This window comes from Pseudomonas nunensis (assembly GCF_024296925.1).
Classification (GTDB): domain Bacteria; phylum Pseudomonadota; class Gammaproteobacteria; order Pseudomonadales; family Pseudomonadaceae; genus Aquipseudomonas; species Aquipseudomonas nunensis.
Genome location: NZ_CP101125.1, coordinates 4,692,940 through 4,712,716, shown reverse-complemented (window position 1 = coordinate 4,712,716; position 19,777 = coordinate 4,692,940). Strand labels below are relative to the sequence as shown.

Here is a 19,777-nt window from a genome sequence, read left to right as displayed (position 1 = left end):
AGCTGTCCCGGAGGGATTCCAATGCGCGTGTTGAAGATGGGCCTGGTGCTGTTGCTCTGGGTCGTTGCGGTCACGGCCCAGGCAGAGTTGAAGTTCCCGCCGCTGACCGGGCGGGTGGTGGACAACGCCCAGATGATCGAGCCGGCGGTGCGCGAGCAGTTGACGCAACAGCTCCAGGCCCATGAAACCGCGACCGGTGAGCAATTGGTAGTGGTCACGTTGCCAGACTTGCAGGGCACCGACATCGCCGATTTCGGTTACCAACTCGGGCGCGCCTGGGGTATCGGCCAGAAAGACAAGAACAACGGCGCGCTGCTGATCGTCGCTCGGGATGAGCGCAAGCTGCGCATCGAAGTCGGTTATGGCCTGGAAGATCGCCTGACCGATGCCCAGAGTTCGGTAATCATCAACCAGGTGATCACCCCGGCGTTCAAGACCGGCAATTTCAGCAAGGGCATCAGCGACGGGGTCGCGGCGATGCTGGTGGTGTTGGGCGGCAGTCCGCTGGACGAACCGTCGACTGTCTATGAGCCGCGAGGTGATGAGGACAGCGATTTCGTTTCGCGGCATCCCGGCGTGTTCATCTTTCTGGTGATGCTGTTCATCCTGACTATTTTCATCTGCCAGATGCTCGGTATCCTGCCGACCGGCCGAGGCGGTTCCGGTGGTTCAAGCGGCGGTTTCGGCGGTGGAGGGTTTGGCGGCGGTGGAGGCGGTGGTGGCTTCAGCGGCGGCGGGGGCAGTTTCGGGGGCGGCGGTTCGTCGGGCGGCTGGTGATGACAATAATAACGAGCAGGCATTTCTAAACATGGCATTACTGACTGAACACGAACAACGCAAAGTCGCCGAGGCGATTGCCCGGGTCGAGCGCGATACCGATGCCGAACTGGTCACCGTGCTCGCGGCCCGCGCCGACGACTACGCGTACATTCCACTGCTGTGGGCCAGTTTGCTGGCGCTGGTGGTGCCGGGTGTCGTGCATTACCTGACCGGCGTGCTGACCATGCACAGCCTGTTGCTGGTGCAGTGGGCCAGTTTTATCGTGCTGTGCCTGGTGTTCCGCATTCCCAAAGTCACCACCCATCTGGTCCCGCGCCGGGTTCGCCATTGGCGTGCGTCGAACCTGGCGCGCCGACAATTTCTGGAGCAGAACCTGCACCACACCGTGGGCAGTACGGGCATGCTGATTTTTGTCTGCGAGGCTGAGCGCTATGTGGAAATTCTGGTGGATGAAGGGATTTCCAAGCGCCTGGATAATAAGAACTGGGAGGCGATCGTCGCGGCGTTCACCCAGCAGGTGAAGCAGGGGCAGACGTTGCAGGGCTTTGTGACCTGTATCGAAGCGTGCGGCGAGTTGCTCAAGGTGCATGTGCCGGTGACGCAGGTGAGGAATGAGTTGCCGAATCGGTTGGTGGTGTTGGGCTGACCACCGGAGTCTTGGCAGCGCTCAGTCGTTGTAGCAGCTGCCGAGCCTGCGAGGCTGCGTTCGGCTGCGCAGCAGTCGTAAAATCAGACAACGCGGTGTTTCAGACGGGCCGAGATAGCAGGAATCACGGCTGCTGTGCAGCCGAACGCAGCCTCGCAGGCTCGGCAGCTGCTACAGATCGCGCCGTTCGGTAAATAACAGCGTGTCCCAAACCCGCATCCCCCCTAAAATACCCGCCATTCCCCGATTTGCACCGCCCGAGGCCGTTTTGCCCATGTCCGTTACCGCCACTCCCGCCAGCCTCGCGCCGGATCACCACGCCCAGTTCATCGACCTGCTGCAAACCAGCCTCGACGCCAACGCCTTCATCAAACTGGTGCTGGCCAAGTACGTCGGCGCCGAAGTGGATTTGCAGCGGCTGATCATCAAGCAGCTCACGGTCAAGGATCAGCCTTGTCTGTCCTTCGTCTATCGCTACAAAACCCGCGACATCACCAAGAACTTCCCGCTGACCGAAGGCGTGGCGACCATCGCCGCGCTGCTGCCCGAGTCGTTTAAAAATGCGCATTTGCTGTCCTTGACTGACGAAGCCCAGCTCGAATACAGCAAAAAGGGCAAATCTTCGCTGTTCAAGAGCAAACCTCAGCAATTGCGCGAAGTGCCGTCCGCCGAGCATAACCGCGAGAAAAACCGCTTCCTCGACCTGAACCGGCCGTTTCTCGCTGACTTGGGTGTGACCAACAGCAAGCACGAGCTGATCCCGGCGATGTCGCGCAAGTGGAAGCAGATCAACAAGTTCATCGAAGTCTTCAGCCATGCCCTGACCACTTCGCCGCTGGCGCTGGACAAACCGGTGCGGGTGGCGGATTTCGGTTCGGGCAAGGGCTACCTGACGTTCGCGATCCACGACTACTTGCGCAACACCCTGAACGCTGAAGGCGAAGTCACTGGCGTCGAGCTGCGCGAAGAGATGGTCAACCTGTGCAACGCCGCTGCGGCGAAACTGGAACATCCGGGGTTGGTGTTCAAGTGCGGCGACGTGCGCAGCGTCGCACCGAGCGAGCTGGACGTGATGATCGCCCTGCATGCCTGTGACATCGCCACCGATTACGCGATTCACACCGGCATTCGCTCCGGCGCCTCGATCATCATGTGCTCGCCTTGCTGCCACAAACAGATCCGCCTGCAAATCCAGAGCCCGGCGCTGCTCAAGCCGATGTTGCAATACGGTCTGCACCTTGGCCAGCAGGCGGAAATGGTCACCGACAGCCTGCGCGCGTTGTTCCTTGAGGCCTGCGGCTACGAGACCAAGGTGTTCGAGTTCATCTCACTGGACCACACCAACAAGAACAAAATGATCCTGGCGGTAAAACGCGCCGAACCGGTGGACCCGGCGCAGTTGTTGGTGAAGATTCAGGAACTGAAGGATTTCTATCAGATCACCGAGCATTGCCTGGAAACATTGCTGCGGGCTGACGGCCTACTCTGAACCTGTGGGAGCGGCGGTGCGACGATTCGACTTGCTCGCGAAGGGGCCATCACATTCAACATCTTCGTTGACTGTCAGTCCGCCTTCGCGAGCAAGCCCGCTCCCACATTGGGTTTTATGGCCGTCTTGCGCCCCAACATCACCGTCACAATCACCCCGGCCGCAAACAGCCAGGTAATCGGCTCGATGTGTTCCCCGAAGAACAGCGCCGAAAACGCAATCGTGAAGAAGATCTGCAGCAACTGAATCTGACTGACCCGTGCAATCCCGCCCATCGCCAACCCGGCGTACCAGGCAAAAAAACCGATGAACTGCGAAAACAGCGAGACGTAGCCAAACGCCCACCAGGTCTTGGCCGAGATCTCGCCCTGATGCTGCAACGCCAGGTACGTCACCGGGCCGATAAGCAACGGCGTCGACAGCACCAGCGCCCAGCAGATCACCTGCCAACCGCCCATTTCCTTGGCCAACCGGCCGCCCTCGGCGTAACCCAGGCCACCCACGGCAATCGCCCCGAGCATCAGCAAATCGCCGGCCTGAATGCTGCCGGCGCCGCTGATCAACGCATAACCGAGCACCAACGCACTGCCCAACGCGGCGCAGGCCCAGAAGGCTTTCGACGGACGCTCATGGGACAGCCACGCGGCGTACAGCGCCACGCACAGCGGTTGCAGGCCGTTGACCAGCGCACCGTGGGACGCCGGCAACGTTTGCATGGCCCAGGCTGATAAAACCGGGAAACCGAGAATCACCCCGGCGATCACCAGCGTCAGGCCTTTGACCTGTTTCCAGGTCGGCCACTTCTCGCGTCGCCACAGCAACAACAACGCCGCCGGCACCGCCGCAAACAACGCACGGCCCAGACCGTTGAGCAGCGGATGGATTTCCTGCACGACGATCCGTGTGAAGGGCAGGGTGAGGCTGAAGATGACGACGCCAAGCAGGCCGAGGGCCATGCCGGTGTTTTCGCGCGAGGACATGAGGGTTAACCAGATTCAGGGTGGCGGGAAGAGTGTTCATCTAGCCATAAACATTGGGTTTGCCGCTGTTACAGCTAGGCGCAGAGTTATCCGTACAGTTTGAGGACGCCTTCGCGAGCAAGCCCGCTCCCACAGTTGACCGAGTCGCCCGTGGGAATACGGTCAACTGTGGGAGCGGGCTTGCTCGCGAAGAACGATAACGCCGTAGTAGCTGGTTATTACCCGACCCCGCGGATAAGGACTACCTTGAATACTCCTGCACGCCCACGTATTCCCAGAGGAGTCCTCCCCATGGCTGCCAAGAAAATTCTGATGCTGGTCGGCGATTACGTCGAAGACTACGAAGTAATGGTGCCGTTCCAGGCGCTGCTGATGGTCGGGCACACCGTGCACGCCGTGTGCCCGGACAAGAGCGCCGGCCAGACTGTGCGCACCGCGATCCATGACTTCGAAGGCGACCAGACTTACAGCGAAAAACCCGGTCACCTGTTTGCCCTGAACTTCGACTTCGCCAAGGTAAAAGCCGCCGACTACGACGCGCTGCTGGTGCCCGGTGGCCGTGCGCCGGAGTACCTGCGCCTGAACGAAAAAGTCCTGGAGCTGGTGCGAGATTTCGACAAGGCCGGCAAGCCGATCGCCGCTGTGTGCCACGGTGCGCAATTGCTCGCTGCGGCGGGGATTCTCGAAGGTCGCGAATGCAGCGCCTACCCGGCCTGCGCGCCGGAAGTTCGCCTGGCCGGTGGTACGTTCATCGATATCCCGGTGACGGAAGGCCACGTTCAAGGCAATCTGGCCACTGCTCCAGCCTGGCCGGCGCACCCGAGCTGGCTCGCCGGTTTCCTCGGTTTGCTGGGCACCAAAATCACGCTGTAACGAGGGACGTTTCCATGTGCGAGCTCTACGTCAAAGCCGATCCGATCCTCTACGAATCGCGCTCCCGCTCGCTGCGCATCTGCGGGGTGGTCACCACCCTGCGGCTGGAAAATCAGTTCTGGGACATCCTCAGCGAAATCGCCGAAGTTGACGGCATGACCACCAACCAGTTGATCGCCAAGCTGTATGAAGAGGTGATGGACTACCGTGGGGAAGTGGTGAATTTCGCTTCGTTCCTGCGGGTGAGTTGTATGCGGTATTTGAGTCAGCGGCGGGTGGTTGCGCCGGAATTGTCGGTGGTGCGCACGGCGGTGAAATAGGTTCGACCGTGGTGACCCATTCGCGAGCAAGCCCGCTCCCACAGGGTTTCTTTGGTGTACACAAAATTGTGATCACACTGAGATCCACTGTGGGAGCGGGCTTGCTCGCGAAGGCGCCAGGCCAGGCGACATCTATTCTGGATCAGAAGAACCGCGTCACACTCACCTTGGCATTCCTCCCCTGGCTATACGCCCGATCCCCACTCAACGCCGGTCGATAATCCTCATTGAACAGGTTATCGACAGTCAGATTCACTTCAGTCCCTTTCAGGTAAGCCTGCTGCGGTTTCCAATTCGCAAACAACCCCTGCACGTTGTAGCGATCGTTGGCGTACTGGTCGTAAAACACATCACCCACCGTATTTTTGCCCGACCCATAGTTGTCACTCGGCAAGCGGTCGGACTTGCGCACAAACTCACCCTGCCAACCAACCTGCGCATCCCAACTCGGAATCTTCACGCCTACTACGGCGATCCACTTCGGCGGCGGTACGTCGCGCACCCAAACGTCCGGGCCCCAAGGATTGGTGTAGGCGCCTTCGTGTTTGCCGGTCATCCACGAGTAGGACAGCGAGCCGAACAGGTACGTCGAGTCGTAGAAACTTTCCACTTCGAAGCCCTTGATCGTCAACCCGCCGATATTGCGGTAGTTGCCCATCGGCCCCGAGCCCTGGCAGTCAGAGGCGATGGTGCCGCCCTTGATCGCCTGGTTTTCGCAGCCGACGCCAGTAGCCTTGAAGATCTCGTCGTCGATCTTATTGCGGAACAACGTGGTGCGGATTTGTACGTTGTCGTGGTCCTGGAACACGTTGACGAAGTTGCTGATGTTACCGGCGCGCCAACCAGTGATGCGTTCCGGATCAAGGTCGACGCTGGTGGCGGTGCGGCTGCCGAGTCCCTGGACTTCGTACTGCTCGTCGATCACCGGCGCGCGCCAGGTCTTGCTGTAGTCGACGAAGAACCCGACGTCCGGCGTGACCCGCCAGAACGCCGATAGCCGTGGCGACCAGCCGGTGTAGGTGCGGTCGCTGTAATCATGGCCGAACGATGGGTCCGGGTTGTTGTAATACGGCGCATCGTTGGCCTCGCCACGGTTACGCACATGGTCATAGCGCACGGACGGCGTGAGGGTGAAGTCGCCCAACGTGATCGCGTCTTGCAGGTAAGCACTGTGGGTATCGACTTTGCCCTGGGGCATGAAGCTCGGCTGGAAATAGCCGTAGTTGTACTTCGGCACGTCGTAGGTCTTGCCCGGCATCCACATCTCGGTGTCGCGGCTGTGCTTGCGGATCTGGATGCCGCTGGTCACCGCGTGCGCCAGGACGCCGGTGTCGAACAGGCTGATGTTGCTCGCCTCGACAATCCGGTCCTTATAGGCGGTGTCCATCTTGCGCCCACCGGTTGCGGTCTGGAAAAACGCCGTGGCATCGCGCTCGTCGGTCTGGTCGGTGTTGGACTCCGAGTAGCTGAGCTTGAAGTCGATCAAGCGGTTGTCCAGCGGCTGGTACTGGTACTTGGTGGACCAGGTGGTGTCGATGGTTTCGCGGTTGGCCAGAAAACGCCGCAAGGCATTTTCGTAACCGTACTGTTTGATATTCGACTGGGTTGGCGGCGTCGGGTAGCTGGCGGACGAGAAGGGCGTCCAGCGCTCGCTTTGGGAGCGCGAATACGACAGGCCGACGCTGTGTTCATCATTGAGGTGCAGATTGAATTTGAGCAACTGACCGTCCAGATCCTGGGCGCTGTTGGGCAGGCGCTTGGGATTGATCGGGTAGCTGTGGTCAGGGTCCGGCGGGGTGCCGGCGAGTTTCATGTCGTCGCCATCGCGCTTGGTCAGGTACACCAGCGCATCGGCGCGACCATCGTCGGTACGGCCAAACACCGCGCCACTGTAAGTCTGTTGATGATCGTTGCTGGCGTAGCCGTACTTGATCATCGCGCCGCTGTTGCGGCCCGCTTGCAACAGGTCCGGGGCGTCCTTGGTTTCCATATGCACGGTGCCGCCGAAACCGCCGTTGCCGGTGAGCATCGAGTGCGGGCCTTTCTCCACTTCGATGCGTTTGATCAGCTCCGGCTCGATGAAAATCGTGCCTTGCTGGTAGCGCTCGAAGCCACTTTTGGTCGCGCCGTCCACGGTCAGCGGCACGTCCTCGGCGTCGCCCAGGCCCCAGATATTGATGGTCTGGCCGCCGGGTTTCATCGAGCCACCCATGCTCACGCCGGGCAGGGTCGCCAGCAGGCTGGGGATGTTGCTCGGCTGGTGGCGGTCGATGTCGGCCTGGGTCAGTGTCGAACGGCCGACGGTGCTGGAATCGACTTCGGTGCCGCTGCCGATCACGCTCAAGGCGTCGAGCTGAATCCCGTCGCTGCTGCTGGTCACCGGTTCTTCTGGACGCACGACATAGGTCTGATTGATCTTGATCAGGCCGAATTGACTGTTGTCGAGCAACTGCCGGATTGCCGCTTCGGCACTGTAATCGCCATCAATGGCCGGGGCCTTGAGGTTGCGCAATTGCGCTTCGTCGAACAGCAACTGGATGTTCGCCTGCCTGGCAATCTGGCTCAACGACGTGGCCAGCGACTGCGCCGGCAGATGCAGACTGATCGACTCGGCGTGGGCTTGCAGGTTCAACGACAGGCAGGCGGCGAGCAGGGTCGGGCGAAGGCAGACGAGCGGATAGGACGAAGACACGCGAAACATTGAATCCCCCAGGCGGCGAAAAGGCCAAAAAGGTCTGCGTACACAACGCAGACCGGAGGAAGACGCGGCAGGCAAAAAAAACCTCACATGCGAATGCAAAATATTCTCATGTGAGTTTTTTCAGCGCGCTTCGATCCGGACCTGGCCGTTGGCCAGGGCGACGGTTTTCACCGGGAGCAGCGCCGGGAGTGCATTAAGCAAGGCATCGGGATCATTCACGTCGAGGTTGCCGGAGACTTTGAAACGCCCCAGTTTTCCCTCGGCCAACAGCACCGGGCGCGCACGATAAAGGTTCAGCTCGTCGATCAGGCTGGCGAGTTCGCGATTGCGAAACGACAGGTGGCCGCTGCGCCAGTCGGCGACTTGCCCGTCAGTCAGGGATTGTTGTTGCAGGGTGCCGCTGGCCAGGTCAAGCGAGGCTTGCTGCTGCGCGCCGAGCAGGGTTTGCGTCTTGCTGTCGGGGGCAAACGCGACTTGGCCATGGGCGACGCTCACCACAACTTGTTTGTCGGTGCGCCGCACATCAAAACCGGTGCCGACCACCCGCACCGTCGATTCGCCGGTATGCACCCACAGAGGGCGCTCCTTGTCGGGCGCCACTTCGAGGTAGATCTGGCCTTGATCCAGATAAATCTGCCGCTGCTGGCCGTCGAACGCGATACGCAGCCGGGTATTGGCGTTGACCGACAAGGTGCTGCCGTCGGGCAGATTGAAGGTGCGTGCGCCTTTGGCCTGGGCCGCAATCTGTTCTTGATAAACGCCATGGGGCGTGCCGAGGTTGAGCGCCAGCACCGCACACACCAACGCCGCCGCAATGGCCAGGGCCGGGCGCCAGGCATTCGGTTTGCGCTGCACAATCAGCGGCACCGGTTTGTTCTGTTGCTGGAGTTCAGCGAGGTCAGCCCACAATTCTTCGAACGCCCGGTAGGCCTTGGCGTGTTCAGGCTCGTTCATCCACAGCTCGAAGGCCTGGCGATCGGCGTTGCCGTCTTCCTGGCGATTACGCACAAACCAGCTCGCGGCCTGGGCGTCGATGCCGTCATCCGGCAGATCGCTGTCGATCTCGTGTCGGGGATTCATTCTGGCTGCTCCGTGCCGTTGTTGTGGTCCAGGCGTTGCTTGCAATGCAACAGGGCAAAGGCGATGTGCTTTTCCACCATGCTCAGGGAAATGCCCATGCGCTCGGCAATCTGTGCCTGACTCAGGCCTTCAAAGCGGTGCAGCATAAGGGCTTCTCGACGGCGCGGCGAGAGTTCGGCGAGAACACCTTTAAGTTGCTCCAGACGTTGCAGGCGTTGGGCGCCGGCCAACGGGTCATGCTGGTCTTCGGAAACGGGTTCCGGGTCTTCCTCGTGATGGGCCTGCACGATGTGTCGCACCTTCTGCCGACGCCAGTGATCGCGCAGCAGGTTACGTGCCATCTGGAACAGAAATGCCCGTGGTTGTTCGACCTTGGCGCGGTCGCCGTAGTCGAGCCATTGGGTGAACACATCCTGGGTCATGTCCGCCGCGTCGCTGGGGTTATCCGTGCGTTTGCGCAGGTAATGCAGGATGTCCCCGTAGAACCGGCGAAAGGAGTCAGCCGACAACGGGTCGGGCGTGAGGCGAGGCATGGATATCCTTCTTGACGAAGCGCGGTGCAGAAAGTCGCGGATGATATCGAGAATTATTGCTATTTGTCTTCTGGCGCGTGAGGGCTAATTTCAAGAAGTGGCTAAACCGTGTGGAGGGTCTTTACTGTCAGGCAACTTTGACTGGATCAATCGACAGGAGAAGCACCATGTCTGGATGGTATGAACTGAGCAAAACCAGCATCGGGCAGTTTCGTTTTGTGCTGAAAGCGGCGAATGCCGAAACCATTCTGAACAGCGAGCACTACACCACCCGCGCCGCTGCCGAGGGCGGGATTGCCGCCGTGCAGAAAAACAGCCCGCAGGATGAACGCTACGAGAAAAAGACCACCAAGGATGGTCATCCTTACTTCAACCTCAAGGCGGGTAATCACGAGGTGATTGGCAGCAGCGAGGCATATTCCTCGGACGCTGCGCGGGAGAAGGGCATCGCCAGCGTCAAGGCGAACGGGCCGACGACGGTGATCAAGGACAAGACGTTGCCGGTGCTCTAGCTACATCGAAAATCTAATGTGGGAGATTCTATGTTGCAGGGCAACCCTGTAACTTCAAGCCGGTCGGTATTCGCTCTGATTTTTCATCAGGGCAAATGCCACCCGGCAGAGTTTCCGGGCAAGGGCTACCAAGGCTTGGGTTTTTGAGAAGCCTCTTGCCAAATACGCCTCGTAAAACGGCTTCCATTTAGCCGAGCGGCAGGCCGCCATGGCTGCGTTGTAAGCCAGCCGGCGTACTTCCGGATCCCCTTTTTTGGTCAGATACCGGGGCCCGTTTTTCTTCCCGGAGTCATCGACCGTAAGGTCCATCCCCAGAAACGCGATAAACGCATCACCATTGGCAAAATCACCGCGCATAAAGGTCGTCGCCAACCCAGTGGCGGTCAGTTCGCCAACCCCTTCGATGGCTTTGCAACGGTCGATATTGTCGTCAATACCTGCCTCTTTGCTGACCTTGCGCAGCAGTTTCTGAATGGCCTGATCCGCTTGCTTGAAGGCCTTTTGCTGGGCGGCCTGCACTTTCTTCAGTAAGGGCTCATTGGCCCAGCTCAGCATCAGACCAGCGTGGTTCTGGATCAGCGTCGCACGCCTGTGGAGCAGGCTTTTCAGCGAAGTGTAGGCCTTGGGTGGCGGGCTCCAGATCCGCAGCCCGTCTTGTTCATTCGTCAAATAGCGCGCCAGCAGACGAGCATCGCAGGGATCGTTCTTGGCTCGCTGACCGATACCACGGCGATAGTTGCTCACCCGATAAGCGTCCACGACATAGACCTGATGGCCCATTGCATGAGCGAGCTCGACGGTGTCCAGGTGATAGATGTTGGTAGCTTCAACGGCGATAGCACTTTGCGCGGGCAGTGTTTTAAGCCAGCGTTTGAGGGCTGTTCGATCGTTTTTGATGGTGTCAGTGATTTGACGATCGGTACGATAAGCAACGATTTCAGCCTTGGCGATATCGATGCCAACCACGGTCTGCAAAGTAAGGATTGTCATGACGAATCCTCGGAGCTAGGGTTTAGGTGCTTGTCGGGGTTTACCCTTGCGCTGGCTTGCCTCTATCGTCGGTTTTACCGATGAATTCCTTATCGGCGCTTTGGGTAGAAGGGGCGGGATGAGAAGTCTCCCACGGTCTGTACTGGTCAGAGTCAGAATCGAGCTTTTAGTCCCGCCCACCCCTTCAAGTCTAAACATACAAGCGGGCTTGCTCGCGAAAGCGGTGTATCAGACAACATCTTTGTCGACTGACACTCCGCCTTCGCGAGCAAGCCCGCTCCCACATGGGGATTGTGTGTTTTTGGAGATCAGCGCAGTGCTTTCAGCAATCCTTGAAGCTGCCCGCAACCCGCCTCGCTCAACGGAAACACCGGCAACCGTGGATCACCCACTTCCAGCCCGGTCATGCGCAACCCGGCCTTGATCGTCGCCGGCAAACCGCCCTTGAGGATGAAGTCCAGCAGCGGCAACTGGCGATAGAACAACTCACGCGCCTTGCCCAAATCATTGGCCAGCACCGCTTCATACAAATCAAGATTGAGTTGCGGAATCAGGTTCGGCGCCGCTGTGCACCAGCCTTTCGCCCCGGCGGCAAACGCTTCCAGCGCGAGTGGGTTGCAACCGTTGTAGAACGGCACCTGACCTTCGCCGAGCAGTTGCAGCTTGTGCATGCGCTGGATGTCGCCGGTGCTTTCCTTGACCATCGTGACGTTTTCCACGGCGTTGAAAATCTGCAGGATCAGTTCCACCGACATGTCCGTGCCGCTGGTGGCCGGGTTGTTGTAGAGCATGATCGGCACGCCGATGCTCTCGCCGATGGCGCGGTAGTGGGCGAGGATTTCCGCTTCGCTGAGTTTCCAGTAGGACGCTGGCAGCACCATCACCACATCGGCGCCATGGGCTTCGGCGAAACGCGCGCGGCGCACCGCTTTGGCAGTGGTCAGGTCGGACACGCTGACGATGGTCGGTACGCGTTTTGCCACATGCTGGATACTGAATTCGCTGACCTGATCCCACTCCGCGTCGCTCAGGTACGCGCCTTCGCCGGTGCTGCCCAGCGGCGCGATAGCGTGGACGCCGCTGTCGATCAGTCGGTCGATGGAACGCCCGAGCGCCTTCAGATCGACGCCTTCGCCATTAGCGGTAAACGGGGTGATGGTGTAGCCGATGATGCCGTGAATGTTTGGGGTCGACATGGGGTCGCTCCTTTTGAAAATGAATGAGATCAGTTCAGGCAATCGGCGTGTTGGCGCAGGTTCTGCCGAGCGTAATAGTTGAATGCGGCGGCGTGGCGTTTAGGCTTGGAAATCCAGTCATGGGCTTCGCGACCCAGCTCCGGCAAGATCGGTTTGATTGTCCCGGCGCTCATCGCCAGCAGCTGCAACTTCGCCGCGCGTTCGATCAGTTGCGCAATCACGCAGGCTTCCTCGATGCTCGCGCCAGTGGACAACTGGCCGTGGTGGGAAAGCAGGATCGCGCGTTTGTCGCCGAGCGCGCCGGCAATGATTTCGCCTTCTTCATTGCCCACCGGAACCCCCGGCCAGGCTTCGAGAAACGCGCAATCTTCGTAGAGCGGGCACAGGTCCATGTGCGAAACCTGCAGCGGCACTTCGAGCATCGACAACGCAGCCACGTGGGTCGGGTGCGTGTGAATGATGCAGTTCACGTCCGGCCGGGCGCGGTACACCCAACTGTGGAAACGGTTGGCCGGGTTCGGCATGCCGTGGCCTTCAAGCACTTCCAGGTCTTCATTGACCAGCAGCAGATTGCCGGCGGTGATTTCATCGAAACCCAGGCCCAATTGCTGAGTGTAATAGGTGCCAGGTTGCGGGCCGCGGGCGGTAATCTGCCCGGCCAGGCCGGAGTCGTGACCATTCTCGAACAGGATGCGGCAGGTCAGGGCCAGCTTTTGCCGGTCGGTCCACGTATTATCCGCCAGGGTGTTTTGCATCTGGATCAGCGCTTGCTTGACCAGTTGGTCTTTGGGGAGTGCTAAGGTCTTGGCCATATCGGTGTCCTTTGGCTGGTTCAACGGACGTCGGGTTTGCGTTTTACCCGTTGCTTGCAAGGTCGTGGGTGAGCGCAAATGACACTAAAGAGGCTATATGACACTTTGTGTCATTGGCAAGCACAAATCGTCGGCTCCTTGATGGATTAATCGCTTCGCATGTCTATCCGTTTGAAATTACTCAGGAAAAAACTTGGCGTGACCTTGGAGGCCCTGGCCGAAAAGTCCGGCATGACCAAGAGTTATCTGTCGAAAGTCGAGCGCGGGCTGAACACCCCGTCGATCGCGGCTGCGCTTAAACTGGCCAAGGCGCTGAACGTGAAGGTCGAGGAGTTGTTCTCCGAAGACAACATCAGCCTCGACAGCTACAGCCTGGTGCGCAGCGACGAGCGCCAATCCCTGGCCGCCAACGACCACAGCCCCGGTTACGCGGTGCTGGCGCATCAGGTCAGTGAACGCAGCCTGCTGCCGTTCATCATCTACCCGCCGAACGAATTCACCGACAAGACCTTCAAGGAACACCTTGGGGAAGAGTTTTTGTTCGTCCACGAAGGGCAGGTGGAAGTGGACTTCATGAACGAGCGGGTGCTGCTCAATCGCGGGGATGCGCTGCACTTCAATGCGCAGAAGCCGCATCGGATCCGGTCAGTGGGGGAGGTTCAGGCGCAGTTGTTGGTGGTGGTGCATAGCTCGGAAGAATGATGAACGCTTTTGTGGCGAGGGGGCTTGCCCCCGTTCGGCTGCGAAGCAGTCGTAAAACCTGCTGGCACGTTGTAACTGAAGGATCGCTTGGGGCCGCTTCGCGACCCAACGGGGGCAAGCCCCCTCGCCACAGGTTTGGTGTTCACTTCAGACTTCAACCGGAACCGTCAACTTCGGGTTACCAAGCGCATGTGTCTTGGAATCAAAAAACCGCAACTCAACCCCCGTCCCCTCAAACACCTTCGCGTAATGCCGCTTCTGGTGCTGGATAAACGCCTTGGTTCGCGGGTAAATCGACACCGCCACCACCTTCGGTTTCGCCTGGCGCAACGCGTGGATGATGTGGCTGTCCTGCTCGCCCAGCGCATGCCCGAAGATGCACAACCCCTCGCCATGCCCCAATAACTGGTCATAGCAAAACGACAAATAATCCGAACTGCGGATGGTCTTGAGCTTGTCCTGGGCCGGGCCTTCGTTGACGAACAGCGGCACGTCATCCAGCGTCTTGATGGTGTTGTTGATCGCGAAACTGCCGAGCAATGTGCCCTCGGTCGACATCAATTTGCGTGCGGTGCCGTCCTGATTGCGCACCAGGTGCAGGCCACCGTGCAGGTACAGCAAACGCGGCTTGTCGGTCGCGCTGGCGCTCAAGTCAAAACTTGGCTCCGCGCCGTGAAAAAGGTCGGTGATCGCATCAGGCTGGTGCTGGATCGCCCAGTTACCGAGCAAATCGTAATTGGTGGTGAACACCGTCTGATAGTTGGCCAGTTCCCGGTTGATCGTCGCCAACGTCGACGGCACCACCAGTCGCCAAGGAATGTGCACCGCGTGCACGGTGTTGATCAGCGCTTCCTTGATCGCGTAGTAGCGATTGCGCGGCGCGGCGGAGCTGACGGCCAGGGCTTTGTTGACGCGGCTGGTGATTTTCAGCGCGCTGAGGACCTGCTCGAAACTGCGGGTCTGCAAGGCGTCGAACACACTCAGCTCGGACTGGCTCAGGGGTTTTTCTTCGACGGTACGCGCATTTTCGAACAGCGAGTCGTAGCCAAAGTCATCCCACACCGCGCGGCTGGCGCCGTTGCCCAGCAGCAGGCCGCTGAACGAAGCGGTGGTGCGCAAGGCGTTCCAGTCTTCAAGTTGGGCGTCGACATCCTGGAAATCGGTCATTGCGTTGGTCGTCTCAAAAAGCAAAAGGTCTGATGGGCGGCGACTTTATCACGACCGGGGATTGAGCCAGATCAACATGCGCCGAGACTGATCGGTCGATCCTGTGCTCATCCGCTGAATTGGAGCTATCGATTCGGCCCCTCGCAGGAGATTCGCCATGAGCAGCACGTTCTTCATCCCCGCCGTGAACATCATGGGCACCGGGTGCCTCGACGAAGCCATGGACGCCATTCGCAAGTACGGTTTTCGCAAGGCGCTGATCGTCACCGACGCCGGGTTGGCCAAGGCCGGCGTGGCGGCGATGATTGCCGAGAAACTGGCGCAGCTGGACATCGACTCGGTGATTTTCGACGGCGCCAGGCCCAACCCGAGCATCGCCAACGTCGAGCGCGGCCTGGGCCTGCTCAAGGAAAGTCGCTGTGATTTCGTGGTGTCGCTGGGCGGCGGTTCGCCCCACGACTGCGCCAAAGGCATCGCCCTGTGCGCGACCAACGGCGGGCAGATCCGCGACTACGAAGGCGTCGATCAATCCGAGAAGCCGCAACTGCCGCTGATCGCGATCAACACCACGGCCGGCACCGCCAGCGAGATGACGCGTTTCTGCATCATCACCGACGAATCGCGCCACGTGAAAATGGCCATCGTCGATCGCAACGTTACACCGTTGCTGTCGGTCAACGACCCGGCGCTGATGGTCGCGATGCCCAAAAGCCTGACCGCCGCCACCGGCATGGATGCGCTGACCCACGCCATCGAAGCCTACGTTTCCACCGCCGCCAACCCGATCACCGACGCCTGCGCGCTGAAGGCCATCACCCTGATCAGCAACAACCTGCGTCTGGCCGTGCGCGACGGCAGCGACATGGCGGCCCGGGAAAACATGGCATACGCGCAGTTCCTCGCCGGCATGGCGTTTAACAACGCTTCGCTGGGATATGTCCACGCCATGGCCCACCAGTTGGGCGGTTTCTACGACTTGCCCCACGGCGTGTGTAACGCGGTGCTGCTGCCGCATGTGCAAAGCTTCAACGCGCTGGTCTGCGCCAATCGCCTGACCGATGTGGCCCACGCCATGGGCGCCGACATTCGTGGTTTCAGCCCGGAAGAAGGCGCGCAAGCAGCCATCGCGGCGATTCGCAGTTTGGCCCGGGACGTGGAAATCCCCGGCGGCTTGCGTGACCTTGGTGCCAAGCTCAACGACATCCCGATCCTCGCTACCAACGCCCTGAAAGACGCGTGTGGCCTGACCAACCCGCGCGCGGCGGATCAACGGCAGATCGAGGAGATTTTCCGCAGCGCGTTCTAAACGGTTTTGCGACCCGGCGCGAGCTTCACGCAGAGCATCGCGCCCAGGGCCAGCAAGGTGCACAGCAACGACAACGGCCACGCCTGCTGACTGGCGATCAGGCTGGCGATGCCGCCAATGACGGCGGCCATCAGTTGATGAATGAAACCGCTCAACGCCATCGCATAGGCACCGCCGACCGGTGAACCGTCGTTGGCCAGCGACAGGCTGATCGGATAGTTCAACGACTGGCCGAGCACAGCAACGCAGTAGGGCAGCCAGAACAGCAAGGCCACCGACGTCCCCGCCAGACTCCCCAGCAACATCACTCCGCAGCCGGCCAGCACCAGTCCCACACCCAGGGTCATCAGCCAATGCTGACCGGTTCGCAGCACGAAGCGATTCACGCCCAGCGCTCCGAGGAAATACGCTGCGCTGATTGGCCAGCCCAGCAATCCGTAATCCACGGCGGACCAGTTGAACGGCCCTTGCAGGATCAACGGCGCCGCAGTGTTGAACGCGATGATCACCCCGTAACCGAGGCCGCCTGCGAGGGCCGGCAGCAGGAACGCTTTATGACGAAGGATGCGCCAGTAACTTGGCCATGCGGAGGACTGCGCATTTTCTTCTGTCAGCACCGGGAAGGCGACCCGTGACACGATCAGCGCCATTGCCAGGCTCACGCCTCCCAGCAGATAAAAGATCCCCGGCCAGCCCAGCGTCACTTGAATGATCGACCCCAAATACTGGCCAATCCCCAACGCCACGACGAAGGAAATCGAAATCCAGGACAACGCCTTGGCCAGCAGATCACCGCGAAAACTGTCTCGGATCAACACCCGGGCCATCACCGAAATTCCGCTGGCGCCAATGCCCTGAATCAGTCGAAAACACAGGAAGGACTCCAGCGTCTGACTCAAGGGCAAGGCCAGGTTGCCCAGGCCATAAATGCCGAGTGCCGCGAGCAAAACCGGTTTACGCCCGATTCGCTGGCCAAGGCTGCCCCAGAACAACATCGGCAGCGCCATGCCGATCAGGTACACCGCCAACCCCCAGGACACCTGCGATGCCTCGGCGGACAAATGCCGGGCAATCTCTGGCAGCGCCGGCAGGTAAATGCTCATGCCCAATTGCGCGAGAAAAACCGTGCTGCAGGTGACGAGGAGGGTGGTGGTGCTTTTCATGGAATCTTCCCTGGGTTCAGCAGTTGACGTCCCGGCCGTGAGTGCGCAAAAGCTCGGTGATGAGTTCACAAAAGTGGCGAATCAACGTGGCATCCATATCGGCGCGCAACGTAATCCGGATGGCCGCCTGACCTTGCGCAACCACCGGGAAAAACACCGCCGAGGTGAAAAAACCGAGATTGGCCAGTTCGGTCGCCAGGCTGTTGGCCAGCCCTGCTTCGCCGCAGCGGATCAGACGAATCGCCATGTTGCTGCCGTGCTGTTCGGTGCGGATCAGGCTGTCAAAGAGCTGGATATTAACCTGAAGTTTTTCCTGCAACGCGGCGAATTCAGCGGTGCGGTGCAGCTTGATCGAAGCCCGGCCGGCACCGATGGCTGCGCTGTTGAGGCTCTGCGACCAATTGCTCGGGCCACCGTAACGTTGAATCAGCTTCTTCTGGCGTTCGCTGCCGAGCATGACCACGCCGCCACTGGCACCGAACGATTTGCCCAGTGACGCGACGATCAGGCAGTCATCATCAAGGGCCTGCAACCGTGGGCGTGCCAGACCGGCGCCGAGTTTTCCGACAGCGGAAAGGGCGTGGGAATCGTCCAGATAGAGAAACAGCCCGTAGCGATCCTTCAGGTACAACAGACTGTCCATGTCCGCCACCCCACCCATGCTGTAGGCGCTATCGGCCACGTACGCGACCGTGGTGTTTTGCTGACACTGTTGTTCCAGGAAATCCATGTCGTTATGCGGACACGTCACAACTCTGGTTTCGTCCGCACACGCAGCTTTCAGGTGATTCATCGAGTAATGCGCCAAACGGTCGAACACCATCAACGGTGGCCGGTTTTCGGTAAACACGCCGCTGGCCAGCAACGGCAGGATTCCGGCGCTCGCCGCGCTGCACGACAGGGTGCTGAGGCAACGGGTGCCGAACAGCTCGGACAGCTCGGTTTCGTACTGTTCCAGAATCGCCAGTTTGCAGCGATTTTTCGAATTGGCGACGCGCAGGGTGCCGGTTTCCCACAACGTGCTCATGGCGCCCTTGAGCAGATCGGGATGATGGTCCAGGCCCAGGTAAGAGGTGGTGCAGAAGTGATGAAATACCCGCCCGTATTGATCCACCATGCGATTGGCGCTGCGGATGTCGACGTTGAGTCCGGCGACTTTCCCGGCTTCGGCGGTTTCCCAGTCGTGATCCGCCAGCGCGATCAGTTTTCGATAGTTGGTGAAGGTGTTTTGCGTGTGTGTTGTCTGGTCCATGTGAACGTGCCTTTCCTTGGGTGATGAAGCGGTCCGTGTGTGTTTCCAGACTTTACAGAGAGCGGCGGGGCCATTGAATCGGCCGATTCCGGCAGGGTTGAGTGTTTCAAGAGATTTATGTGTAGGAAGGTGTGTTGTGAGGCTGTAGGCCAAAATGGGGCTATCCTGCCGACTCAGCCGAACCCAAGTCATCGAGCCTCCCATGCTGCAAAAAAGCCTGATCCGCCGTCTCGACCTGATCACCCTCCAGCTGTTCGTCGCGGTCCACGAAGAGGGCACGTTGACCCGTGCCGCCACCCGTGAAGCCATCGCGGTGTCGGCGGCCAGCAAGCGTTTGATGGAGTTGGAGGAAGCATTCGGCATCAGTCTGTTCGTGCGTCAGGCCAAGGGCATGACCCTGACACCGGCCGGGGAAACCTTGCTGCACCATGCCCGGCAGATGCTGTTCAATGTCGAGAAAATGGGCCTTGAGCTGGGCGAGCACAGCCACGGGATTCGCGGTTATGTGCGGATGCTGGCGAATTTGTCGGCGATCATTCAGTTCCTGCCGGAAGACCTGCGGGACTTTTCCGAGCGTCATCCGCAAGTGAAAACCGACCTTGAAGAGCGGCCCAGCAGCGGGGTGATTCAAGGCGTGCTCGACGGCGTGGCGGACCTGGGGATTTGTTCCAGCGACAGCGACGTCAAGGGGTTGCACAGCGTGCTGTATCGCCAGGACAAACTGGTGGTGTTGATGCCAGCGGAGCATCCCCTGGCCAGCCGCGAAACCCTGGCGTTTGCCGACACGCTGGGCAGCGACTATGTCGGTTTGCATGCCGCCAGTTCGATCAACATGCGCACCCACGCGGCGGCGCGCAAGGCGGGCAAAGTGCTGCGGTTGCGGATTCATGTGCCGGGGTTCGATGCAATGTGCCGGATGGTCCAGGCGAACATGGGCATCGGGATTTTGCCGCAGAAAGCCTATGAATTGTTCGGGCGCGCGCTGGGGTTACATGCGGTGCCGTTGACCGATGATTGGTCGGACCGGGCGCTGATTCTGGTGGTGCGGGATGAGGCGGGGTTGTCGCCGGTGAGTCGGATGTTGTTTGAGCAGTTGCGTGGAGAGTCCTGACAAATTTGTATTGAATGGGCTGGCCTCTTCGCGAGCAAGCCCGCTCCCACATTAGATCTCCAGTGAACATAAATTTTGTGTACGCAAGAGATCCCCTGTGGGAGCGGGCTTGCTCGCGAAGGCGGACTTAAGGTGACGACAATCCCCAAGAGCGTTCGCGTTTC

At 59.9% G+C, this 19,777-nt stretch carries 18 protein-coding genes and 1 pseudogene; 9 read left to right on the top strand and 10 right to left on the bottom strand.

Annotated elements, in window-relative coordinates:
- The first annotated feature begins 21 nt into the window (after positions 1-21).
- From NK667_RS20645 to NK667_RS20635, 3 genes are all read left to right on the top strand, one after another.
- Positions 22-777 (top strand): TPM domain-containing protein, encoded by a 756-nt coding sequence (locus NK667_RS20645; protein WP_054615911.1) that lies wholly within the window; start codon positions 22-24, stop codon positions 775-777.
- A gap of 31 nt (positions 778-808) precedes the next feature.
- Positions 809-1,426, top strand: coding sequence for a TPM domain-containing protein (locus NK667_RS20640; RefSeq protein ID WP_054046832.1), 618 nt, complete (start codon positions 809-811; stop codon positions 1,424-1,426).
- 274 nt (positions 1,427-1,700) lie between these two features.
- Positions 1,701-2,915: a class I SAM-dependent methyltransferase gene (locus NK667_RS20635; protein WP_054615910.1), complete on the top strand. Its 1,215-nt coding sequence runs from the start codon at positions 1,701-1,703 to the stop codon at positions 2,913-2,915.
- Positions 2,916-2,989: 74 nt separating this feature from the next.
- Here the strand turns inward: NK667_RS20635 and NK667_RS20630 are convergent, their stop codons facing one another.
- Entirely contained in the window at positions 2,990-3,895 is a 906-nt protein-coding gene (locus NK667_RS20630; RefSeq protein ID WP_054046828.1) for a DMT family transporter, read from the bottom strand.
- A gap of 291 nt (positions 3,896-4,186) precedes the next feature.
- Between NK667_RS20630 and NK667_RS20625 the strand changes: the two genes are divergently transcribed.
- Both NK667_RS20625 and NK667_RS20620 read left to right on the top strand, forming a co-directional pair.
- Positions 4,187-4,768, top strand: coding sequence for a DJ-1/PfpI family protein (locus tag NK667_RS20625; RefSeq protein ID WP_054046826.1), 582 nt, complete (start codon positions 4,187-4,189; stop codon positions 4,766-4,768).
- Positions 4,769-4,782: 14 nt separating this feature from the next.
- On the top strand, positions 4,783-5,088 hold the full coding sequence (locus NK667_RS20620) for a ribbon-helix-helix domain-containing protein (protein ID WP_054046824.1): 306 nt from the start codon (positions 4,783-4,785) through the stop codon (positions 5,086-5,088).
- 142 nt (positions 5,089-5,230) lie between these two features.
- Here NK667_RS20620 and NK667_RS20615 read toward each other — a convergent pair whose 3' ends face one another.
- The 3 genes from NK667_RS20615 to NK667_RS20605 all read right to left on the bottom strand — a co-directional run bounded on the left by NK667_RS20615 (position 5,231) and on the right by NK667_RS20605 (position 9,402).
- Positions 5,231-7,789: a TonB-dependent receptor gene (locus tag NK667_RS20615; RefSeq protein ID WP_054615909.1), complete on the bottom strand. Its 2,559-nt coding sequence runs from the start codon at positions 7,787-7,789 to the stop codon at positions 5,231-5,233.
- Positions 7,790-7,909: 120 nt separating this feature from the next.
- Entirely contained in the window at positions 7,910-8,869 is a 960-nt protein-coding gene (locus tag NK667_RS20610) for a FecR family protein (RefSeq protein ID WP_054615908.1), read from the bottom strand.
- Positions 8,866-9,402: an RNA polymerase sigma factor gene (locus tag NK667_RS20605; protein WP_054615907.1), complete on the bottom strand. Its 537-nt coding sequence runs from the start codon at positions 9,400-9,402 to the stop codon at positions 8,866-8,868. Before NK667_RS20605 ends, NK667_RS20610 begins: the two co-directional genes overlap by 4 nt.
- A gap of 167 nt (positions 9,403-9,569) precedes the next feature.
- On the opposite strand from NK667_RS20605, the gene NK667_RS20600 reads away from it, so the two are divergent.
- Positions 9,570-9,914, top strand: coding sequence for a YegP family protein (locus NK667_RS20600; protein ID WP_054615906.1), 345 nt, complete (start codon positions 9,570-9,572; stop codon positions 9,912-9,914).
- A 28-nt stretch (positions 9,915-9,942) separates the two neighbouring features.
- Here NK667_RS20600 and NK667_RS20595 read toward each other — a convergent pair.
- The 3 genes and pseudogenes from NK667_RS20595 to NK667_RS20585 form a co-directional block, all read right to left on the bottom strand.
- Positions 9,943-10,904, bottom strand: a pseudogene (locus NK667_RS20595) (IS110 family transposase).
- A gap of 308 nt (positions 10,905-11,212) precedes the next feature.
- Entirely contained in the window at positions 11,213-12,100 is an 888-nt protein-coding gene (locus tag NK667_RS20590; protein WP_054615904.1) for a dihydrodipicolinate synthase family protein, read from the bottom strand.
- Between the two features lie 29 nt (positions 12,101-12,129).
- A complete protein-coding gene (locus NK667_RS20585) occupies positions 12,130-12,912 on the bottom strand; it encodes an aldolase (protein WP_054615903.1) in 783 nt (260 codons plus the stop codon).
- 159 nt (positions 12,913-13,071) lie between these two features.
- On the opposite strand from NK667_RS20585, the gene NK667_RS20580 reads away from it, so the two are divergent.
- Entirely contained in the window at positions 13,072-13,614 is a 543-nt protein-coding gene (locus tag NK667_RS20580) for a helix-turn-helix domain-containing protein (RefSeq protein ID WP_054046809.1), read from the top strand.
- A gap of 147 nt (positions 13,615-13,761) precedes the next feature.
- Here the strand turns inward: NK667_RS20580 and NK667_RS20575 are convergent, their stop codons facing one another.
- Positions 13,762-14,781: a DUF4917 family protein gene (locus tag NK667_RS20575; RefSeq protein WP_054615902.1), complete on the bottom strand. Its 1,020-nt coding sequence runs from the start codon at positions 14,779-14,781 to the stop codon at positions 13,762-13,764.
- A gap of 157 nt (positions 14,782-14,938) precedes the next feature.
- Between NK667_RS20575 and yiaY the strand changes: the two genes are divergently transcribed.
- Positions 14,939-16,087 carry an L-threonine dehydrogenase gene (gene yiaY / locus NK667_RS20570; RefSeq protein ID WP_054615901.1) on the top strand — a complete coding sequence of 383 codons (1,149 nt, stop codon included), beginning with the start codon at positions 14,939-14,941 and terminating at the stop codon, positions 16,085-16,087.
- Here yiaY and NK667_RS20565 read toward each other — a convergent pair.
- On the bottom strand, positions 16,084-17,250 hold the full coding sequence (locus NK667_RS20565) for an MFS transporter (protein WP_054615900.1): 1,167 nt from the start codon (positions 17,248-17,250) through the stop codon (positions 16,084-16,086). The two genes, yiaY and NK667_RS20565, sit on opposite strands and share 4 nt — an antisense overlap.
- Positions 17,251-17,266: 16 nt before the next feature.
- The gene (locus NK667_RS20560; protein WP_054615899.1) at positions 17,267-18,502 is read right to left on the bottom strand and encodes an 8-amino-7-oxononanoate synthase family protein; all 1,236 of its coding nucleotides are present in this window, start codon (positions 18,500-18,502) and stop codon (positions 17,267-17,269) included.
- A 202-nt stretch (positions 18,503-18,704) separates the two neighbouring features.
- Between NK667_RS20560 and NK667_RS20555 the strand changes: the two genes are divergently transcribed.
- Complete coding sequence (locus NK667_RS20555; RefSeq protein ID WP_054615898.1) at positions 18,705-19,613, top strand: LysR family transcriptional regulator; 909 nt, start codon at positions 18,705-18,707, stop codon at positions 19,611-19,613.
- Positions 19,614-19,777: the final 164 nt, after the last annotated feature.

Coding starts and splice junctions, on each gene's coding strand:
- NK667_RS20645 (WP_054615911.1), top strand. CDS start 22: ATGCGCGTGTTGAAGATGGGCCTGGTGCTGTTGCTCTGGGTCGTTGCG.
- NK667_RS20640 (WP_054046832.1), top strand. CDS start 809: ATGGCATTACTGACTGAACACGAACAACGCAAAGTCGCCGAGGCGATT.
- NK667_RS20635 (WP_054615910.1), top strand. CDS start 1,701: ATGTCCGTTACCGCCACTCCCGCCAGCCTCGCGCCGGATCACCACGCC.
- NK667_RS20630 (WP_054046828.1), bottom strand. CDS start 3,895: ATGTCCTCGCGCGAAAACACCGGCATGGCCCTCGGCCTGCTTGGCGTC.
- NK667_RS20625 (WP_054046826.1), top strand. CDS start 4,187: ATGGCTGCCAAGAAAATTCTGATGCTGGTCGGCGATTACGTCGAAGAC.
- NK667_RS20620 (WP_054046824.1), top strand. CDS start 4,783: ATGTGCGAGCTCTACGTCAAAGCCGATCCGATCCTCTACGAATCGCGC.
- NK667_RS20615 (WP_054615909.1), bottom strand. CDS start 7,789: ATGTTTCGCGTGTCTTCGTCCTATCCGCTCGTCTGCCTTCGCCCGACC.
- NK667_RS20610 (WP_054615908.1), bottom strand. CDS start 8,869: ATGAATCCCCGACACGAGATCGACAGCGATCTGCCGGATGACGGCATC.
- NK667_RS20605 (WP_054615907.1), bottom strand. CDS start 9,402: ATGCCTCGCCTCACGCCCGACCCGTTGTCGGCTGACTCCTTTCGCCGG.
- NK667_RS20600 (WP_054615906.1), top strand. CDS start 9,570: ATGTCTGGATGGTATGAACTGAGCAAAACCAGCATCGGGCAGTTTCGT.
- NK667_RS20590 (WP_054615904.1), bottom strand. CDS start 12,100: ATGTCGACCCCAAACATTCACGGCATCATCGGCTACACCATCACCCCG.
- NK667_RS20585 (WP_054615903.1), bottom strand. CDS start 12,912: ATGGCCAAGACCTTAGCACTCCCCAAAGACCAACTGGTCAAGCAAGCG.
- NK667_RS20580 (WP_054046809.1), top strand. CDS start 13,072: ATGTCTATCCGTTTGAAATTACTCAGGAAAAAACTTGGCGTGACCTTG.
- NK667_RS20575 (WP_054615902.1), bottom strand. CDS start 14,781: ATGACCGATTTCCAGGATGTCGACGCCCAACTTGAAGACTGGAACGCC.
- yiaY (WP_054615901.1), top strand. CDS start 14,939: ATGAGCAGCACGTTCTTCATCCCCGCCGTGAACATCATGGGCACCGGG.
- NK667_RS20565 (WP_054615900.1), bottom strand. CDS start 17,250: ATGAAAAGCACCACCACCCTCCTCGTCACCTGCAGCACGGTTTTTCTC.
- NK667_RS20560 (WP_054615899.1), bottom strand. CDS start 18,502: ATGGACCAGACAACACACACGCAAAACACCTTCACCAACTATCGAAAA.
- NK667_RS20555 (WP_054615898.1), top strand. CDS start 18,705: ATGCTGCAAAAAAGCCTGATCCGCCGTCTCGACCTGATCACCCTCCAG.